The 18,095-nt window shown below is 38.0% G+C and carries 16 protein-coding genes and 1 other RNA gene; 7 read left to right on the forward strand and 10 right to left on the reverse strand.

Going from position 1 to position 18,095, the window contains the following annotated elements:
- Positions 1 to 2 precede the first annotated feature (2 nt).
- From MED134_RS04185 to ribB, 3 genes are all read left to right on the forward strand, one after another.
- Complete coding sequence (locus MED134_RS04185; protein ID WP_084811635.1) at positions 3 to 722, forward strand: LolA family protein; 720 nt, start codon at positions 3 to 5, stop codon at positions 720 to 722.
- Between the two features lie 63 nt (positions 723 to 785).
- Entirely contained in the window at positions 786 to 2,444 is a 1,659-nt protein-coding gene (locus MED134_RS04190) for an LptF/LptG family permease (protein WP_021778612.1), read from the forward strand.
- Positions 2,445 to 2,518: 74 nt separating this feature from the next.
- A complete protein-coding gene (ribB, locus tag MED134_RS04195) occupies positions 2,519 to 3,655 on the forward strand; it encodes a 3,4-dihydroxy-2-butanone-4-phosphate synthase (RefSeq protein WP_021778611.1) in 1,137 nt (378 codons plus the stop codon).
- Between the two features lie 167 nt (positions 3,656 to 3,822).
- Here the strand turns inward: ribB and ffs are convergent.
- Positions 3,823 to 3,921: signal recognition particle sRNA small type (gene ffs / locus MED134_RS14865), an RNA gene on the reverse strand.
- 84 nt (positions 3,922 to 4,005) lie between these two features.
- Between ffs and MED134_RS04200 the strand changes: the two genes are divergently transcribed.
- From MED134_RS04200 to MED134_RS04210, 3 genes are all read left to right on the forward strand, one after another.
- On the forward strand, positions 4,006 to 5,067 hold the full coding sequence (locus tag MED134_RS04200; protein WP_021778610.1) for a glutaminyl-peptide cyclotransferase: 1,062 nt from the start codon (positions 4,006 to 4,008) through the stop codon (positions 5,065 to 5,067).
- A gap of 91 nt (positions 5,068 to 5,158) precedes the next feature.
- Positions 5,159 to 5,902 (forward strand): carboxypeptidase-like regulatory domain-containing protein, encoded by a 744-nt coding sequence (locus MED134_RS04205; protein WP_021778609.1) that lies wholly within the window; start codon positions 5,159 to 5,161, stop codon positions 5,900 to 5,902.
- A 42-nt stretch (positions 5,903 to 5,944) separates the two neighbouring features.
- Positions 5,945 to 7,498 (forward strand): hypothetical protein, encoded by a 1,554-nt coding sequence (locus MED134_RS04210; RefSeq protein WP_021778608.1) that lies wholly within the window; start codon positions 5,945 to 5,947, stop codon positions 7,496 to 7,498.
- Position 7,499: 1 nt separating this feature from the next.
- Here the strand turns inward: MED134_RS04210 and MED134_RS04215 are convergent, their stop codons facing one another.
- The 3 genes from MED134_RS04215 to smpB form a co-directional block, all read right to left on the reverse strand.
- On the reverse strand, positions 7,500 to 9,977 hold the full coding sequence (locus MED134_RS04215) for a DUF5686 and carboxypeptidase regulatory-like domain-containing protein (protein ID WP_021778607.1): 2,478 nt from the start codon (positions 9,975 to 9,977) through the stop codon (positions 7,500 to 7,502).
- Positions 9,978 to 10,004: 27 nt separating this feature from the next.
- Complete coding sequence (locus MED134_RS04220; RefSeq protein WP_021778606.1) at positions 10,005 to 10,739, reverse strand: hypothetical protein; 735 nt, start codon at positions 10,737 to 10,739, stop codon at positions 10,005 to 10,007.
- 79 nt (positions 10,740 to 10,818) lie between these two features.
- The gene (gene smpB / locus MED134_RS04225; protein ID WP_021778605.1) at positions 10,819 to 11,280 is read right to left on the reverse strand and encodes an SsrA-binding protein SmpB; all 462 of its coding nucleotides are present in this window, start codon (positions 11,278 to 11,280) and stop codon (positions 10,819 to 10,821) included.
- Between the two features lie 173 nt (positions 11,281 to 11,453).
- Here smpB and MED134_RS04230 point away from each other — a divergent pair, with 173 nt between their 5' ends.
- Positions 11,454 to 12,203 (forward strand): DUF6503 family protein, encoded by a 750-nt coding sequence (locus MED134_RS04230; protein WP_021778604.1) that lies wholly within the window; start codon positions 11,454 to 11,456, stop codon positions 12,201 to 12,203.
- On the opposite strand, the gene MED134_RS04235 is transcribed toward MED134_RS04230, so the two are convergent.
- The 6 genes from MED134_RS04235 to MED134_RS04255 all read right to left on the reverse strand — a co-directional run bounded on the left by MED134_RS04235 (position 12,200) and on the right by MED134_RS04255 (position 18,063).
- Entirely contained in the window at positions 12,200 to 12,733 is a 534-nt protein-coding gene (locus MED134_RS04235) for a SixA phosphatase family protein (RefSeq protein ID WP_021778603.1), read from the reverse strand. The two genes, MED134_RS04230 and MED134_RS04235, sit on opposite strands and share 4 nt — an antisense overlap.
- A gap of 250 nt (positions 12,734 to 12,983) precedes the next feature.
- Positions 12,984 to 13,115, reverse strand: coding sequence for a hypothetical protein (locus tag MED134_RS15425; protein WP_262485472.1), 132 nt, complete (start codon positions 13,113 to 13,115; stop codon positions 12,984 to 12,986).
- A gap of 58 nt (positions 13,116 to 13,173) precedes the next feature.
- Entirely contained in the window at positions 13,174 to 15,240 is a 2,067-nt protein-coding gene (locus MED134_RS04240; RefSeq protein ID WP_021778602.1) for a DUF349 domain-containing protein, read from the reverse strand.
- Between the two features lie 76 nt (positions 15,241 to 15,316).
- On the reverse strand, positions 15,317 to 16,105 hold the full coding sequence (locus MED134_RS04245) for a shikimate dehydrogenase family protein (RefSeq protein ID WP_021778601.1): 789 nt from the start codon (positions 16,103 to 16,105) through the stop codon (positions 15,317 to 15,319).
- Positions 16,077 to 17,099 carry a DUF368 domain-containing protein gene (locus tag MED134_RS04250; protein WP_021778600.1) on the reverse strand — a complete coding sequence of 341 codons (1,023 nt, stop codon included), beginning with the start codon at positions 17,097 to 17,099 and terminating at the stop codon, positions 16,077 to 16,079. The genes MED134_RS04245 and MED134_RS04250 overlap by 29 nt, the downstream gene beginning before the upstream one ends.
- Positions 17,089 to 18,063, reverse strand: a complete 975-nt coding sequence (locus MED134_RS04255; RefSeq protein ID WP_021778599.1) for a DUF368 domain-containing protein — start codon at positions 18,061 to 18,063, stop codon at positions 17,089 to 17,091. Before MED134_RS04255 ends, MED134_RS04250 begins: the two co-directional genes overlap by 11 nt.
- Positions 18,064 to 18,095: the final 32 nt, after the last annotated feature.

An 18,095-nucleotide genomic window follows, 5' to 3' on the forward strand; every position in this document is an offset into this window, starting at 1 on the left:
AGATGAAGAAGAGATTAATTTTTTGGCTGGCACCTATACTTTTTAAGAAGGTCTTAGTTCCAGTCGCAGTAAAAGGGTACAGAAAATTTGCAAAGCGTGCAATGCCAGTGGTATTGTTGTTATTTATGACCGCTTTCGCGAAAGCGCAATCTGTACAAACACTCCTTAAAGAGGTAGATACTAAAGTTAAGAGCTACGATAATATAGCAATAGACTTTAAATATGCCCTTAGCAATGAAGCCGAAGGTGTAAATCAAGAGACTAAAGGTAACGTAGTAATGGCAGGTGATAATTATAAGTTATCACTTATGGGTACGACTCAATTATTTGACGGGACAAACGTATACACGATTGTACCAGAAGATGAAGAGGTAACCATAAGCGCGATGAGTGATCAAGATGAAAACGCAATCACACCGTCTAAAATGCTTTCTTTCTTTAATGAAGGATACACGCAAAAGATGGACATCAAGCAAAAAGTAAATGGTAGAGAGATACAATTTGTAAAACTCACACCTATGGATTCTAATAGTGATGTGAAGTATACTTTGCTAGGTGTAGATGCTCAGACTAAGCATATACACAAACTTATTATTACGCAAAACAATGGTACTAAAGTGACTATAACGGTAAACTCTTTTAAGACTAACCAGCCACTTGCAAAGAATACCTTTACTTTTGACAAGGGTAAATACACAGACTATTATATCAATAAATTATAACAGTAGATACTAGAGCTAAGGGCGCAGACTTCTTATTTTTGTCTGCGCCCTTATCATTTATAAATGAAAATACTTGACCGCTATATCTTCTTTACGTTTGTAAAAACGTTTCTGAGCATCTTTACTATATTGATGTTCATTTTTGTTTTACAGAGTGTATGGTTATATATACAAGAACTAGCAGGTAGAGATCTGGACTTTGATGTAATATTAAAGTTTTTACTCTTTGCAATGCCTAGCCTTGTAACGCTTGTACTACCCCTATCTGTACTACTTACGAGCATAATGACCTTTGGAAACTTTGCAGAGAATTATGAGTTTGCAGCAATGAAGTCTACTGGGATCTCACTACAGCGGGCTATGAAGAGTGTTATATTCTTTATTATATTTTTAGGTATTGCATCCTTCTTATTTGCAAACTATGTGATTCCTGCATCTCAATATGAGTTTAGAAACCTACGTAATAATATAGGTAAGATGAAACCTGCTATGCTCATACGTAGTGGCCAGTTTAATGAAGTAGGTGACGACTTTAATATGCGTGTTGCAGAGAAGTATGGTGATAGAGATCAATATCTCAGAGATGTTGTTATACATCAAAAGGAAAAAGGACGCCTAGGTAATTATACGGTTATCGTTGCAAAAGAAGGAGAGCTTATAAGTTCTATAGACTCCCCTACCCTCTCACTACAACTCAAGGAAGGTAACTACTACACAGAAGTACAGAAGAAGAAGACTAAAGAAAAACTTAAAGAGCCTTTTGCAAAGAGTTATTTTGAGACCTACACGCTCAACATAGACCTAAGCGCGCTAGACAGTGAAGATCTAGATGCCAGAGATATAGACAACACTTACCAGATGATGGATATTGTACTGCTAGATTCTAGTATTACAGCCCTATCTGAAAGATTTGTTGAAGACAGAACAAAATTTACAAATAAGTATGTAAGCCGCATAAAACCACCGCCTGTAGATACTCTTTATCAAGGTAATGTAAAACAACAAAGCGCAGAGATAAAAGAGGCCATATTAGACAACTACGAGATTAAAGACCGCGTGCGTATCTTAGAAATTGCAAAGTCTAATATAAGTAACACCATTGCAGATATAGAGAACAGAAAAAAGATTCTCAAAATAGATGTAAAGCGATTAAGCAAATTTGAAATCTCACTACACGAGAAATATGTACTAGGATTTAGCTGTATTCTTCTCTTTTTTGTGGGAGCTCCATTAGGCGCTATTATACGTAAAGGTGGACTTGGCTTGCCTATTGTAATAGGTGTGGTGCTCTTTCTTACCTTTCACTTCATAGGTATTTTTGCAAAAAATAGTGCAGAAGACAACTCAATTAGTCCGTTTATAGCGAGCTGGTTAAGTACATTTATTTTGTTCCCGCTTGGGGTGTATCTCACCTATCGTGCAACGACAGACCAAGGCATCTTTGATGTAGATATTATGCCTAAGTTTATTAAAAAACTATTTGCAAGACCTAAAAAGAAAGCTATCAATATTGACGCGCTAGACTTAAGTTACTCAATAAGTGATGAAGAAGAAAAAATGCTAGACAGCCTTTCTTCAAACCAGCTCAAGGACATTGTAAAAAACTACAAAGAATCTGGACACTCTACAGATGTGCGCAAGGCTGCTATCTCAAGACTAGGCAAGCTAGGTATTACCTTAGATAATTTAAAAACTCAAGGATATTTTACAGATAATCTATAGGGCTATCTGGGCTAAATGAATATCCATTATATACACACGTTCTTGTATCTTTGTGCAAAACGTTACTCATACAAATGACAGCACCCAAAACGATACAACTACACACTATAGAAGAAGCCATAGAAGATATTAAAAATGGCAAAGTAATCATAGTAGTAGATGATGAAGACCGAGAAAATGAAGGAGACTTTGTAGCGGCAGCAGAGACAGTAACACCAGAGATGATTAACTTTATGGCTACGCACGGGCGTGGTCTTATCTGTGCTCCTATTACTGAGGATCGTTGTGAAGAGTTACAACTCAATATGATGGTAACGAGCAACACAGACCCTATGGAGACGGCCTTTACTATCTCTGTAGATTTAAAAGGTCAAGGGGTAACCACCGGCATATCTGCCTCAGATAGGGCAAAAACCGTACAAGCACTTATAGACCCGCAGACTAAACCTTATGATTTAAGTAGACCAGGACACATTTTTCCCCTTAAGGCAAAGGAAGGTGGCGTACTGCGTCGCACAGGTCACACAGAAGCCGCAATAGATTTTGCCAGACTTGCTGGTTTTAAACCTGCAGGAGCCATCGTAGAGATTATGAATGAAGATGGTACAATGGCACGACTCCCACAACTTATGGAGGTGGCAGAAAAGTTTGACCTCAAAATTGTTTCTATAGAAGATCTAGTGGCCTACCGTATGAACCACGATAGCCTTATAGACAAGAAAGAAGACTTTGAGATAAAAACTCGTTTTGGAGATTTTAGACTTCGCGCTTATGAGCAAACCACAAATGACACTGTGCATATCGCACTTACAAAAGGTGGATGGGAAGATGATGAGCCAGTACTAGTACGTGTAAACTCTACTCAAATTAACAACGACCTACTAGGCACGCTTACCAATAATCCAGATGCCAAACTAGACGATATGTTTAAAGCCGTAAATGAGGCTGGCAAAGGAGCTATAGTTTTTATAAATCAAGAAAATGCATCGGCAAATTTATTGGGACGATTAAGTGAGCTCAAAAACATTCAAAAAGATGGAGTAATGAAAGCTCCTAATATTGTTATGGACTCAAAAGACTTTGGTATAGGTGCACAGATTTTACACGATCTACGCATTTCTAAAGTAAAACTTATGACTAACAGCGAGGGACTTAAACGTATCGGTATCGTAGGCTACGGTCTTGAGATTGTAGAACGCGTAGGGTACTAAGACCTATTTATCATATACTTAAAAAGCCATCTTAATAAAGAGATGGTTTTTTTTATGGGTTTTAATTACGCTTTCGCGAAAGCGTAAAAAAGAAAATCTCAAACATCATTACTGAGGTTTGAGACTGTTATATATCATTGTCAAATTACTTGACTTGTGCGCACAAAAAAAGGCAAGCTACCTACATCACACCGCTACGACCATCTACCCTTGCTGCGTTCCCACCCTGGGGGATTCGACAGGAGCTGGTTGTGTAGGACTTGCCGCTGCAAAGATATAGCTTCTTTGAGAAGTCACAAGGTTTTTTAGCCCGATTTTTTGTTTTAAATTGCTATAAAATTCAACAAAAAATGACAGCAAAAGCTAAGCACCTCATTCTATTCATATTACCGCTACTTTTAATCGCTTGTAGCGACACAGGGTCTCTAGATGGAAACTATACTATTACTACAGATGCACAAAGAAATGCTATCAAAAATGGTGGAGAAATAACCATCTCGCTTAAAGCGACAAAAAATATCGCATTTGACTCTGTTTCATACGCCTTTGACGGGAAGCGCATAGGTTCAAGTAACGGTCTTGAGGGTGTCACCACTACCCTATCTTCTCAAAAACTGGGGCAACGCGAGTTGAGCGCTACTATTTATGCCGGAGGAGAAAGTACGACCACCACACAAAAACTAAACATTTTACATACAAAAGCGCCAAAAGTATATGGCTATAAAATCATAAACAGATACCCACACCAGACAGATGCCTATACACAGGGGCTAGAATTTGTAGGTGATACACTGTATGAAAGCAATGGTAGTTATGGCGAGTCTAACCTGAGAAAAGTAGACTACAAAACTGGAAAAGTACTTAAGGAAGAAAAACTAGACAAAGCATACTTTGCCGAAGGGATGACCATTATAGGAGATAATATATACCAGCTTACCTGGAAGGGTAATACTGGTTTTATTTACGACCGTAATACATTTGAGACTACCGGAACTTTTACCTACAATAAAAGTAGAGAAGGCTGGGGACTTGCAAATGACGGTAAAGTAATTTACAAGTCTGACGGAACTAGTAAAATCTGGACCTTAGACCCTTCTAATCTATCTGAACAATCGTATATAGAGCCTACTGACAATACAAAGGTTACTAGCAAACTGAACGAACTAGAATGGGTAAATGGTAAAATATATGCAAACAATTATCAAGTAGACCTTATTTCTATCATTGACCCTACAACAGGAGCGATAGAAGGTCTTATTGATTTACGCACGCTCAAAAACGAAGTGCAAAGACTTACAGATCCAGCAAATGAAGTACTTAATGGTATTGCCTATAAAGCAAACGAGGGACGCCTTTTTGTAACCGGTAAACACTGGAACACACTTTTTGAAATAGAGATTGTAGAAAAATAGGTCGTTCACTCACCACAACAGCCCGTTTACTCATTTACGATGCTGGCAAGGTGCTTGATTAACTAGATTTACATCAGTTAATCAAGACATTATGAAAAAGCCTATCGCCATCACCATCCCAAAACCTTGTCACGAAGACTGGGCAAAAATGACTCCTGTACAGCAAGGTAAACACTGCACTGTATGCAATAAAGAGGTTGTAGACTTTACAGCCTTTACTAAGGATGCCCTGTATAAACGCGTCACAAAAGGCGATCATCTTTGTGGTCGTTTTAGAAAAGACCAGCTCGATACGCCTATCTATGCAACGCGTGATAAAGGCAGGAGCTTTGCTCAAGCAGCAGCGGCACTGCTTGTCCCTATGGCAATGCTTTCGGTTGCAGAGGCATCTGGACAGACTACACCTGAGACTATAATTATGGGTGATATTGCACCGATAGAACTTCCTGTAAAAAAATATGATAGTTTAGGTATAGGTACGCTTTCGCGAAAGCAAAATGCACCGCAGAAATCCAAAAATATAACCGGGGTTGTGGCAAATAGAGAAGGTCCATTAAGCGGATCTTATGTATCAATTAAAGGTACATCTACATATACCCAAACAGATTCCTTAGGTCGATACTCGATAGAAGTAGCTCCAGGTGACGTGATTGTATATCAAGCATTAAATTATGAAATGCGAGAGATACCAATCAACTCACAACTTGAAATAAACATATATTTCAAAAGTGACACTCATACAGTAAAAAGTGTTGTTGCCGGTAGAATAGCGATTAAAGACTACAAGCAACTCAAAAAAGAGCAACGCCAAAAGAAAAAAAACAAGAAGCAATAACACCGCTCTTAAAAAGTTATATTTGTTACAAACTATAACTTAATGCGCAGTCTCTACTTTCTTATTGCGCTTGCCGGTATAATTACGGTAAGCTCTTGCCGTAATGATTTTGAAACCACTCCTAGTACAGGTAATTTAGAATTCTCAAGAGATACCATTTTTCTTGATACGGTGTTTACAAACATAGGCTCTAGCACGTATAACCTTAAGGTGTATAATCGCAGTGATGAGGCAATCTCTATACCATCTGTACGACTAGGTCGTGGTCAAGACTCAGACTATAGACTTAATGTAGATGGTGTAGCTGGTAAAGAATTTGAAGAGGTAGAAATTCTCGCAAACGACAGTATTTTTGTTTTTGTAGAAACCACCTTAGATATTAATGAAGTAAGCAATGCTTCTGAAGAGTTTTTATATACAGACGCTATAGAATTTAATAGCGTGGGCGCTACTCAAAATGTAGAACTGGTTACCTTAGTAAAAGATGCCATTTTTCTATTTCCGGAGCGTGACGGTGCTACAGGTATGGTAGAAACACTTACTGTAAATAATGTAGAAACTACACTTGAAGGACGTTACCTTATGGATGACGAACTTACTTTTACAAATGATAAACCTTACGTAATATACGGTTATATGGCTGTAGGTGATCCAGACGGTTCAACAGCAAAAACCTTAACGATAGAAGCTGGAGCCAGAGTGCATTTTCACGCAGATAGTGGTTTACTCATAGCAGATAATGCAACACTAAATATAAATGGTGCACTAAGCGCAGATCCCATAGCCCTAGAGAATGAAGTGATTTTTGAAAGTGATAGACTAGAGCCTGCATTTTCTAACGTGCCTGGCCAGTGGGGAACTATATTACTTACAGATGGTAGTGTAAATAACACAATTAACTATGCAACCATAAAAAATGCAACTGTAGGTATACTTAATGAGGCGAGCCCTAACGCCGCTTCAGCTAGCCTCACTCTTACTAACTCTCAGATTTATAACGCCTCTGCTGTAGGCTTACTTAATAGATTTACCTCTGTTGAGGCTTCAAATACGGTAATTAACAACTGCGGGCAGTTCTCTATGCTGGTACAACTAGGCGGTATTTACAATTTTACGCACTGTACCTTTACAAACTACTGGACGCAAAGCTTTAGAGATACGCCTGCTGTATTTTTAGACAACACCTTACAAACGCAAGAAACCTTACTCGTAGGAGACCTTGCTCAAGCTAATTTTACTAATTGTATAGTGTACGGTAATCAAGGCGAAGAAATAGGTTTTAACCAAGATAACGACGCTACTTTTAATTTTAAATTTACAAACTCACAAATACGATTTGATGATGTTTTTGGTGATTTTATAGGGGAGCCACTTTATGATTTTACAAATGTAAATTTATATCAAGATATCATACGTGGTGAAGAACCAGACTTTTTACTCCCCACAGAAAATATGTTACAAGTAGGTGAAGATACTGCTGGTAACGGTTTTGGTTTACAGAGCGCTGCAAATGCAGTTCCTACAGATATTATTGGGACTAACAGAACACTGGCTCCAGATATAGGTGCTTATGAGAGCATCCTTTTTCCAGAATAAATTATAGACTCAAGCCTATAAGAAAAGCACCCTTATTTCCTCCTAGTGCACCTTGTCCATAAACGTAGTCTACACGCAGTAATCTAAACTTACCCCAGCCTACATTGCTCAGACCTACATTAAACTCACGATACAGTCTTTGGTCTTGAGTACTTAAAAGGTGTGCGCCGGCTACAAGGTTAAAATTGAGTTTATTAATACCTGGTATTTTACCTAGAATCCAACCTTTAAAATTATGCTCTGCGTGTGCCTCAAAGTAACCGGTATTTGTACTGCGCTCATAATAAGGCAAGACATTAAACCTATTTATAGCACCAGGCTCAAAGAGCACGGTCTCATTACCATTAAAATGCTGCCTATCTACAAAGCTTATCTCATCTCCAGTGCCCAAAAATGTCCCTGCACGCAAATCATATGATAACCTACCTTTATTACCCACATTAAACTCTTGCTGAGCAACAATGCGTAATTGATCAAAATTATAATCGGCTACCGAGGCTCCAAAGCCTTTCTCATATACTAGCGTTATAGCTGGATATCTTTCAGACTGTACATTAAACTTTCCGCTAGGGTAACTATAATATTTTTGCCCAAAGTTTATCGTTGCACTTGTAAAAAACTTCCCTATGCGATGTGTTGTGATTGCAGCGCTCCCGTTACTTGATGGAGCTAGAGGATTATTGCTGGTAAACTCGCGATCATCACTAGGAAAAAATGTTTGGTCTGTCGTATTAAAAACGGGGTTACGTTTCTCATAAGCTAGAATTGCATTTACTCGTAAACCATTAACGAGCTCTTGCCCGTAGCCTATTTGTGCAAATTCTTTTTCATAATACTTAGCAAAATTCTTTTCTCTAAGGAGTGAGTATGCAGTATTAAATATAGGACGTATAGGTTCGGCATTATTGAACTGTTGTAGATCTACACCTCCTGTAAGGCTTACCACTGCCCTATTTGTTCTATTAAAACGCCTTGTGACTCCTAAGGTATAACGTAGTTGGTCTTCAGAAAATCCGTAGTTCGCTTTCGCGAAAGCGTAAAAAGTCTTTGTATAATCATCATCGCTCCAGTTTGAATAACTGGCTTGCAGGCTACCATTCCAGCCCTGTACGGTATTGTATTGAATAGCCTGTAAAGGTGAAGAAACTCCCACTCTCCATCTATTATATGTGTCTGTATAATCATACCCGAAAATAGGTGAGGTTATCTTAAAACGGTTACCACGTGCATCTATACTATCTAGGTACTTATTTGATTTTCTAATGACCTGTATGCTATCCTTTTTTACATAATCTTCCTGCTCTAACAGTGTGAGTGGTACTGGGCGTTTTTGATCCCAGAAGGTACTGTCTTTTTTATTTGCATTTTGAGAAAAAGACAAGATCTCTGCCGAAAAAGAGCCTTTGCCAAATTTTGGGTTAAAATTATAATCTGAGTAAGCTGCTGTAAATCTTCCGTCGCCTTTAAGCCCTAAAAATCCAAAACTAAAATCTATGACCTGAGAGATTTTTACCCACTGCTTAAGCTCATCCTCATATTTAAAATTCTGTTTAAAATTAAGAGATTCTATAAAAGGCACTTGTATGGCGGCACCATCTGTATGTAAATCTACACCGTACAATTGCCAGCTATCTTCTACTATATAAATTGTGCCTGTAAACACACGGTCATTAACACGTCTAGGTGTTACAGTTACCTTATTTATGAGCTGGTTGTTTTCATAAAAGGTACCTTCTAGGGTGTATTTGTAATAAGCAAACGCATTTGAAGCGATGGGTGATACGATCTGAGCATTGAGATTTAATGTATTTTCATAAAAAGAAAAATTTGCATCACTAGCCGTATTAAAGCTAAAACCATTGTCATCACCACTTACTTTACTTGCCACAATAACCTCACTAAAGTTATCTGGACGCTGGTATTTTATATCTGATATAGTCTCACTAAGATAGATAATACCAGTACGTGTGGAATCTAGACCACCACCCAGGTCGCCTACTTCTTGCCCTAGTATTTTATCTGGAGCATCTTGTACTTGCCATAGCCCACGAGAGTAAAACTTTGCAGTATACTCTCCTATGACGTCAAGATTCTTCTTTCGGTTTGCTATGGTTGCACGTATTATTCTATCGGCAGGGTTTACACCTGCCTCAACTATAACTTCATCTAGAGAGGTTGTTGCCTCTGTCATTACAATGTCTAAGACTACTTGTGGCGACCCTATCTCTACCATACGTGTGATGGTCTCAAAACCTAAAAATTGAAAAACCACGACCATCTCCTTACCTTGATCTTCTCTTTCTAGAAGGAGCTCGTAAGCCCCATCACCATTTGTAGTAGTTCCTCTATTTGAGTTTTCTATGTATACGTTTACAAATGGGAGTTGCTCTCCATTTTGGCTTGTCACAACACCTGTAATTTGGGCTGTGAGGGTTGATGACAACAGTGTCAGAAAAATGATAAAGTAATGTGTACGCATATGCTGATTTTTGATTTGATGAAATGTTTACTCTTTTACAAGCCTAAGATACTGCTCACAGAGCCAAAGCTGTACCTGCAACTCATTTTCTTGATGCGCTTTACTTTGAAACTCTGGTAGGTCTACCAGGTAATTTATAAACTGTTTAAGCTCATCTTCTGTAAGCTCAAAACGTTCTCTCAAAAACTGTGCATATTTTTCCATCATAAGGTCATAAGCTGCTATTTCTTTATCTATAGCCACATATTTTTTGAGTCGTTTGGTACGACCGCTTATAGCATTTATAATAGGATCCAGCTGGAGACTCCCCCCTAAAAGACCAAGTAGATGAACTGGTTTAAAATCACCAGCTGTTTGTAGCCTACGCTCATTTGTGGTGGGGATGGGGCGCTCTTCTTGTATAATCCCCACGCTTTGAACTGTGATTTTATCACTACTATTTAAAACGACTTCATCAAGGGTGTTCTCTTTTTCTTTAAGTGTTATATTTAAAAATGGATGTGATGCCAGCTCTTCAAATATTACAACATATTGATCTCTGGCACTTAAGTGAGTAACAAGTAATACGTCACCTTTATTTACAGCCATTACAAAACGACCATCACTATCTGTAGTAATACTTTGTTGCGAGTTAAGATTATTTACGTGTGCGCCTTCTAGTTTAAAGTCGCCTATTTTTACCTCTCCTTGGGTAGATAGTGGGAACTGGGCAAGGCATACCTGAGCACAGCATAAAAAGAGAACAAAAAGTCTAATGACCATAAGAATATTTCTAACTCAAAAAAAGCTAGAAATTTATAAAGAGCTGCCCAACAAATTGTTAAACTCTTAACTGTGGTCGTTAATTATTAAATGCCTTTTTAATTCTATCAAGATTTTTCTTGTTGTCACGATCTTTAATTGTCTCGCGCTTGTCGTACGTTTTCTTACCCTTAGCTAGTGCAATCTCGAGTTTTGCAAAACCCTTCTCATTTGTAAAAAGTCTTAAGGGTACAATAGTAAGACCAGATTTATTAACCTCACGCTCCCATTTTTTGAGTTCGCGCTTGTTAAGAAGTAACTTGCGCTCACTCTTAGGGTTATGATTAAAGTAAGTAGCGTGTGAGTACTCTTGTACGGTCATATTAATTACAAACATCTCCCCTTGATCATTAAACTCACAAAAACTTTCGGCTATAGAGGCTTTACCCTCTCTTATAGCCTTAATCTCTGTACCAGCAAGTACAATACCTGCAACGAGCCTATCAAGTATCTCGTATTCAAAACGAGCTTTTCTGTTCTTTATGTTTACAGTATTTGACATTCTTACAAAGATACAATGTTACACGATTAATACTCATTTACGCTCTTAAAAAATACTAATGCACAGCCCGTCTTGAGCACTTTTAAAATTATGGATTGTATTTTTGCATCCCTTTCATATAAATGTAAGCACATCCATTATTCCTCGACTATATCCTCCATATAATTAGCACTATGCACAGATTATTTTATATCGCTTTTTTATTACTACTTGCTATAAGTTGTACAACGCCAGCGCCTACTGCACAAGAGATTGTAGATAAGGCCATCGCCGCGTCTGGTGGCGAGGTAATTGCAAACTCTAGCATACATTTTAAATTTAGAAAGTATTACTATAGAGCTACTAGAAAAGACGGATTGAGAACATTAGAACGTTGCACAGATGCTGCTTGTCAAGTACAACAGGATGTTATAAAAAATAATGGGGAATTTGTACGCTTTCGCGAAAACGCACCTACAACCCTTCCAGATAGTATGAAAAATCGCTATGCAAATAGTGTAAATTCTGTACACTACTTTTCTGTATTACCTTATGGTCTTAATGACCCAGCGGTGCGTAAATCACTTGTAGATGAAAGCGTTGTAAAAGGAGAGCCTTACTACCGCATCAAGGTGACTTTTGCCCAAGAAGGTGGTGGTGAAGATTTTCAAGATGAGTATATGTACTGGATTCACAAAAACCGCTACACGGTAGACTATCTTGCATATAATTACCAAACCGCAGAAGGTGGAACACGTTTTAGAGAGGCTTACAATGAACGCATTATAAGCGGCATACGCTTTGTAGATTATCGCAATTACAAGCCAGAAGAGCAGTATCCACCATTGCAAACACTAGATGCACTTTATGAAAACAATAATCTTGATTTACTTAGCATTATTGAACTAGAGGATGTGGAGGTATCTAGTTGTTCTGCTTGCTAGTCTATAACAAGCGCTTCTTTTTTCTTAACCAGGTCTTTACCTTCTCCCGCAAGCTGCACGTGGTAGAGATGAAAATACTCAGACTCGTCTATTTCTTTAAACGCGTCTGGCTCACCGTATACAGCATTTGCAAAGTTTGGTGTTGTATTACTGTGGCCTACTACCACAACATTAAGTCCCGTCGTCGCAAGTTTAAAAGCTCCGTCGTTTAAAGCTCTGGGATCATATTTTTTTATAGCTAGGCTATTTGCCTTTGCCGTAGGCTCTGCCGTGCGCATAGTGCGTAAATAGTTTGTAGAGTAAACAGCATCTATATCCTTATCTGTAAAAAAATCTTTCCAGCGCTCTGCTCGTGCCTCTCCTTCTGGAGTGAGATCTGGATTACTATTAGACGGATCACTTAGCACTTTTTCGGCGTGACGAATGAAGTAATAATTAGTCACCTGCTCGGTAGTAGCTTTGTTTTTCTTCTGTCCATCACAGCTTACAGAGACGGTAATTAATACGAGTAACACTAAGAGTTTGCGCATCTTTAAAATAATTTTATACTCAAATATACATTTTTGTAAGGTCTTCTCTTTCTAAGCGACTTTTATTATGTCTTTCGCCCTTATATGCGTGACAGATAAAAAAATCTGCTATGAAAGAGCAAAATCCGTTTCTTATTAAGAAACGGATTTTGTGTTTTAATATATTAAGGAGTATTACGCTTTCGCGAAAGCGTAAAAAAAAAAACACAGCTTGATGAAGGCTGTGTTTTTTTAGTTTGTCTGATTTGCTCTACATTGAGAAATACTGTACCAGTGTGTAGGCAGAAATGAAAAATGTTGAGAGGACTACATATATCCCCAAAATGGTGTTTCTTCCCTGTCTAGGATCTCGTGCTGTTGCTGTTTTTGCTTGCGTTTTCATAATATCTGTTTTTATTGATTGATACTATAAAGACGAAGCACGAGGGTAATTGTTACAATTATGCTTCAGAATTATCTTCAGAAGTCTCATTTTGAGCATTTTCTGCGGCTTCTTGAGCAGCAGCTGCCTCCTCTTCGGCTTTTTGATTTTGAGCTACTAAGGTTTTTATCTTACGTAGTTTTGAAGTCCATACATTAAGTTCTTCTTTATGACGTGCAATGTTTTTATGCACCTCTACTACCATCGGGTTATCGTCTGCCACGTGCTGGAAGAAACCTAGATTGTTCTCTAGCTGGTTAATCTCTGCTTTAGTCTCATCTATTTTCTTTCTAATGAAGAAACGTTCCTTTTCTATAGCGCGGTCATCTGCTCCACCTGCCATAATTTGCACACGGTTTTCATACTTAATGAGCTCTGCTTCTTTCTTGTCTATATCAAGTTGTTTAAAGAGGCCGTCTAGTACTTTATTAAAGTCTTGATCTATATTCTTTTTTGAATAAGGAACACGACCTATACCTTTCCACTGGTCTATAAATTCTTTAATAGTCGCAAGGTCTGCAGTGCGCTCACCCGTCATCTTTGTTTCCTTAACGGTATTCATTAAGGCTTGTTTTTTATCAAAGTTTTCTTGCTCGCCAGCACTTGCCTGCTTTTTAGAATCTTTAAGACGGTCAAAAAAGTGATTACAAGCATCTTTAAACTGCTTCCATACCTTATCGCTTTCTTTACGTGGTACGTGACCTACCTTTTTCCAGTCTGCCTGTATGCGCTTCATCACATCTAGCGTTCCTTTTATATCATCGCTATCTTTGTGTTCTTCGGCTATTTTTACAAGCTCTTGCTTTTTTGCAAGGTTATCGTACTGCTCTTGTTTTTGAGATTTATAGAAGCCATTCTTTTTCTGGTTAAAAAGCTTTGTAGCTGCTTTAAAAGCTGCCCAGGTGTCTTCATTATTTTCTTTTGGGACTTTACCTGCCTTAAAGAATTGCTCACGTAGTGCTTCTACTTTTTTAATCTTGTCTTGTACGCTCCTGTGAGATTTAATATCATCTTGTGCTACTTCATTAATTTGCGCTATGATATCATTTTTAGTCTCAAGATTCTTCACCCATACGAGCTCTATCTCCTTTTGCTTTTCATCACGAGCATCGTGTATTTTTTTTGTAGCAGCGCTAAATTTATCCCAGATAGCATCACTGTGCTCACGTGCTACAGGACCTATTTCCTCCTTCCACATACGGTGTAGGAGTTGTAGTTCTTTAAAAGCCTTATTAATGTTAGGCTCTGCTCCAAGCTCCTCTGCTCTTTCTATAAGAAGTAGCTTTTTATCTAGGTTTTCTTTAAAGTGTTTATCTCTAAAGTCACGGTTAAGGTGCAGCAGTTCATAAAACGCATCTACGTGAAAATAGTAGTCATTCCACACAAGGTTATAACGATCTCTCGGTATGTTACCAGCATTATTCCAGCGCTCTTGTATTTCTTTAAATTTATTAAATGTCGTGTTTACACTCTCAGCCCCACCTAGCTCATTGCGCAATGCTTTTACTTCATCAATAAGAGATTGTCGCTCTGCAAGGTTTGCATTTTGATCTTTACGCTTACGCTCATAAAACTCTTGGCGCTTGTTTCTATACTCATAGTATACCTCATTATATGCCTTTTTAAGTGGCGAGAAGTATCTAAAATCTATAATGTTACCACCTTCCTCTAGAAAAGCAGCCTTAGCCTCTTCTTGCTCTTTATCAAACTGAGCATTTATAACTGTACTTATCTCCTCTACGTGCTCCTTTATAGCGGTTACTTTCTCACTTTTAATAAGCGATTGTAACTCCTCTATAAGCTCTTCTTTTGTAAGAGTTGCATAGTCTTTTTTAGGGATTTCTTTTACCACTGGAGCAGCCGGTGCCACTTCTGTAGTTTCTGGTGTTGCAGCAGCCTGATCTGGAGAAGCAACTTCTTCTGCATCAATCTCAGATGCTACCTCAGCGTCATCTGGAAGTTCTGTAGCATTTGCTTCTGCAGCCAGTGCTTCTATTTCATCATTCATAGTGCGATCTGTTGCTGGCGCTGTTTCTTCTAGATGTTCTTCTACTTTTGGGTCTTGAGGTTTCTTCTCTTCAGACATATCTTTCAATGTTAGGGTTCTATTTTATAAGAAGTAAATATACTATTTAGTGCGCACATAGGACAATAATCTAGAGCTAGCTATTCCAGATGCTCCAAGAGGCCTCTGCTTGCAATTCTAACATTCTAAATCCGTTTATAATTTGAGCACCTTGCTGCAATGCTTTTGTAAGAAAAGTAGATTGCTCAGGATTATAAATAAGATCAAAAGCTATATGAGAATCACCTATATATTGATACGGTATCGCTGGCGCCATCTCAACCTCGGGAAAAGTTCCTACAGGTGTAGTATTGACTATAAAAGTGTGGTCCTTTATAATTTGCTCATTAAGATCTTCATATTGTAATGAGTTATTAGAACGCTTTCGCGAAACAAAAGTGCAGTCTACCCCCAGCTGTTGCATTGCATAATGAACAGCCTTTGAGGCACCTCCTGTTCCTAAAATCAAACATTTATAAGAAGATGCTGAAAGAACTGTCTCGTCAAAATCACAAAAATGACTCTCACCAAAACGTTCTAATAATGAATCTCTAAAACCTATATAATCTGTATTATACCCCGTAAGTGTGCCATCATCTTCTGTCTTTACGGTATTTACAGCACCTATAGCAGCAGCGTGTGTGTCAAGCCTATTTAAAAATGGAATAATATCCTGCTTGTAAGGAATAGTAACATTGTAACCTATTGCAGATTGCACTAGGAGTACCTCGTGTAAAGCCTTTGCATCTGGCACATCAAAATTTACATATTGTGCATTAATTTGAAGCCTATCAAACTTTTCCTTAAAGTATCCTCTAGAAAATGAATATCCTATATCCTTACCAAAAAGGCCATATTTATTTACCTTGTCTTGTTCTCTCTCCATATTTACCTAGTGCAACAATCATAAAGATACCAGCAAGTATAAAAAATATAGCAAGCACATTTTCTATATTAAAAGCTGTGGGTAAATAACGATCGTAATTATCTAAAATTGGGGTTCCGTTTATATCTAGTGCAATCTCTCCCGATAGATCGCGCTCAAAGACTTCTGTTTTCCAAGGCCATACAACACCTAGCGAACCTATTATGAACCCAAGTATAGCAGCGTTAGTAGCCCATTTAAACTTTTTTAATAAAAAAGTTAAGAAGTGCGATATCGTCACTAGCCCTGTAAGTGAGCCTAAGGCAAAAACAGCAAGCACTGTAAGGAGTCGCATATGTATAGGGTCATCTATAAAAGAAAAGTCTCCAGAAAATGTTTTTGTAATCGTTACAAATAATGCGTTTACAGAATCTACAAGCAGTAGTACATAATTACCTAATAAGATAAGTATAAAGGAACCAGAGAGGCCTGGTAATGTCATCCCAGAAACACCTATAATACCACAAATAAATACAAAGAGAAGATTATCATTTTCTTGTGCGGGCTCCATAAGACTTATGGCTACACCAAAAATAACCCCCGAAATAAGCATTACAATATTTCGATTAGTCCACTCTTCAAAATCTTTACCTATATAATATATAGAGCCTATTATCATACCAAAGAAAGCGCTCCATACTAACAAGGGGTAATTTCTTATAGCGAGATCTAGTAATAGTGAAACACTAAAATAACTTATGAGCATCCCTAAAATAAGAAGCCCTAAAAATCGTCCATTTATGTATTGCCAGAAACTACGAAAACGCCCTCCAAAAAGTAGTCGCAAGGCTTTTCCATTTACCTTTTGAAGCGAGTATATAAACTCTTCATAAAACCCAGCTACATAGGCTACGACACCTCCAGATACTCCCGGAACTTTATTTGCAGCACCCATAGCAAGACCTTTAAGAACGAGCCAGAGCTTATCAGAAAGCGATCTAGTCTCAGTCTGCATATACCTTCTTTTTACCTGCTGCTCTTTCCAGCAATAAGATTAATGCAAATCCAACAATAGCAAATATCACTGCATATAGCACCTGCGGATCTCCATCAAAGCTGGACGGGAGTATACTTTTTGCCTCTACTGCAACCTCATCTCCGTGCCTATCTATACGTGTAGATAACACTTTTTTCCAAGGCCATATTTTATTAAGAGACCCTATCATAAAACCAGTAAGTACGGCAAGTGTAATTTCTTTTTTATGCTCAAACATCCATTTAAGAATTTTTGAAAAGAGTTTGAGACCCACAATGCAGCCTAAACCGAAAAGTATAATTTTCCAGATAGCACTTCTTAGCAGGGCCCAGTCTCTGGTAAGTAATGCGTCTTGCGCATCTGTAATTGTGCCTAGCACCATCCCATAAGAACCCAGTAATACGAGTATAAATGAACCAGAAACTCCTGGTAAAATCATTGCGATAATAGCAATACATCCAGAAACAAAATAAAACCACCACGCGTTAGGCGCTTCTGTAGGTACGGCTATTGTGATAAAATATGCTACTGCAACACCTGCTATGAGGGCAATAATAGTAGCCACATTCCATTTTGTAATTTGTTTTCCTATATAAACAATACTTGCAAGTACAAGACCAAAGAAAAAAGACCAGACTAGTATAGGGTACGATTCTAAAAGGTAAGATATAACCCTAGCAAGTGAGAGTATACTTATGGCTACTCCTAAAAATAAACTTCCTAAAAATTTAAGATTGTATTGAGTTATTGCAGCTTTTATCCCTTCTTTTTTCCAAACTTTAAAAATTCCAAAGTCTAGTTTATCTATTGTTTCTATAAGTTCTTGATAGATACCAGATATAAATGCAATGGTACCTCCAGATACCCCAGGAACTACATCTGCTGCTCCCATCGCCATTCCTTTTAAGATAACAAATACGTAAGCGAGTGAAGTTTTGGGCATAGGATTATTTTTAAAGTCTAAGCTAAAATACT

The organism is Dokdonia sp. MED134, assembly GCF_000152925.2.
Taxonomy (GTDB): domain Bacteria; phylum Bacteroidota; class Bacteroidia; order Flavobacteriales; family Flavobacteriaceae; genus Dokdonia.

Bases quoted from the DNA above. Each gene is read 5' to 3' on its own strand.
- MED134_RS04210 (WP_021778608.1), top strand. From the start codon at position 5,945: ATGCGCAGTCTCTACTTTCTTATTGCGCTTGCCGGTATAATTACGGTA.
- MED134_RS04185 (WP_084811635.1), top strand. From the start codon at position 3: ATGAAGAAGAGATTAATTTTTTGGCTGGCACCTATACTTTTTAAGAAG.
- ribB (WP_021778611.1), top strand. From the start codon at position 2,519: ATGACAGCACCCAAAACGATACAACTACACACTATAGAAGAAGCCATA.
- MED134_RS04190 (WP_021778612.1), top strand. From the start codon at position 786: ATGAAAATACTTGACCGCTATATCTTCTTTACGTTTGTAAAAACGTTT.
- MED134_RS04200 (WP_021778610.1), top strand. From the start codon at position 4,006: ATGACAGCAAAAGCTAAGCACCTCATTCTATTCATATTACCGCTACTT.
- smpB (WP_021778605.1), bottom strand. From the start codon at position 11,280: ATGTCAAATACTGTAAACATAAAGAACAGAAAAGCTCGTTTTGAATAC.
- MED134_RS04230 (WP_021778604.1), top strand. From the start codon at position 11,454: ATGCACAGATTATTTTATATCGCTTTTTTATTACTACTTGCTATAAGT.
- MED134_RS04245 (WP_021778601.1), bottom strand. From the start codon at position 16,105: ATGGAGAGAGAACAAGACAAGGTAAATAAATATGGCCTTTTTGGTAAG.
- MED134_RS04205 (WP_021778609.1), top strand. From the start codon at position 5,159: ATGAAAAAGCCTATCGCCATCACCATCCCAAAACCTTGTCACGAAGAC.
- MED134_RS04220 (WP_021778606.1), bottom strand. From the start codon at position 10,739: ATGGTCATTAGACTTTTTGTTCTCTTTTTATGCTGTGCTCAGGTATGC.
- MED134_RS15425 (WP_262485472.1), bottom strand. From the start codon at position 13,115: ATGAAAACGCAAGCAAAAACAGCAACAGCACGAGATCCTAGACAGGGA.
- MED134_RS04250 (WP_021778600.1), bottom strand. From the start codon at position 17,099: ATGCAGACTGAGACTAGATCGCTTTCTGATAAGCTCTGGCTCGTTCTT.
- MED134_RS04235 (WP_021778603.1), bottom strand. From the start codon at position 12,733: ATGCGCAAACTCTTAGTGTTACTCGTATTAATTACCGTCTCTGTAAGC.
- MED134_RS04255 (WP_021778599.1), bottom strand. From the start codon at position 18,063: ATGCCCAAAACTTCACTCGCTTACGTATTTGTTATCTTAAAAGGAATG.
- MED134_RS04240 (WP_021778602.1), bottom strand. From the start codon at position 15,240: ATGTCTGAAGAGAAGAAACCTCAAGACCCAAAAGTAGAAGAACATCTA.
- MED134_RS04215 (WP_021778607.1), bottom strand. From the start codon at position 9,977: ATGCGTACACATTACTTTATCATTTTTCTGACACTGTTGTCATCAACC.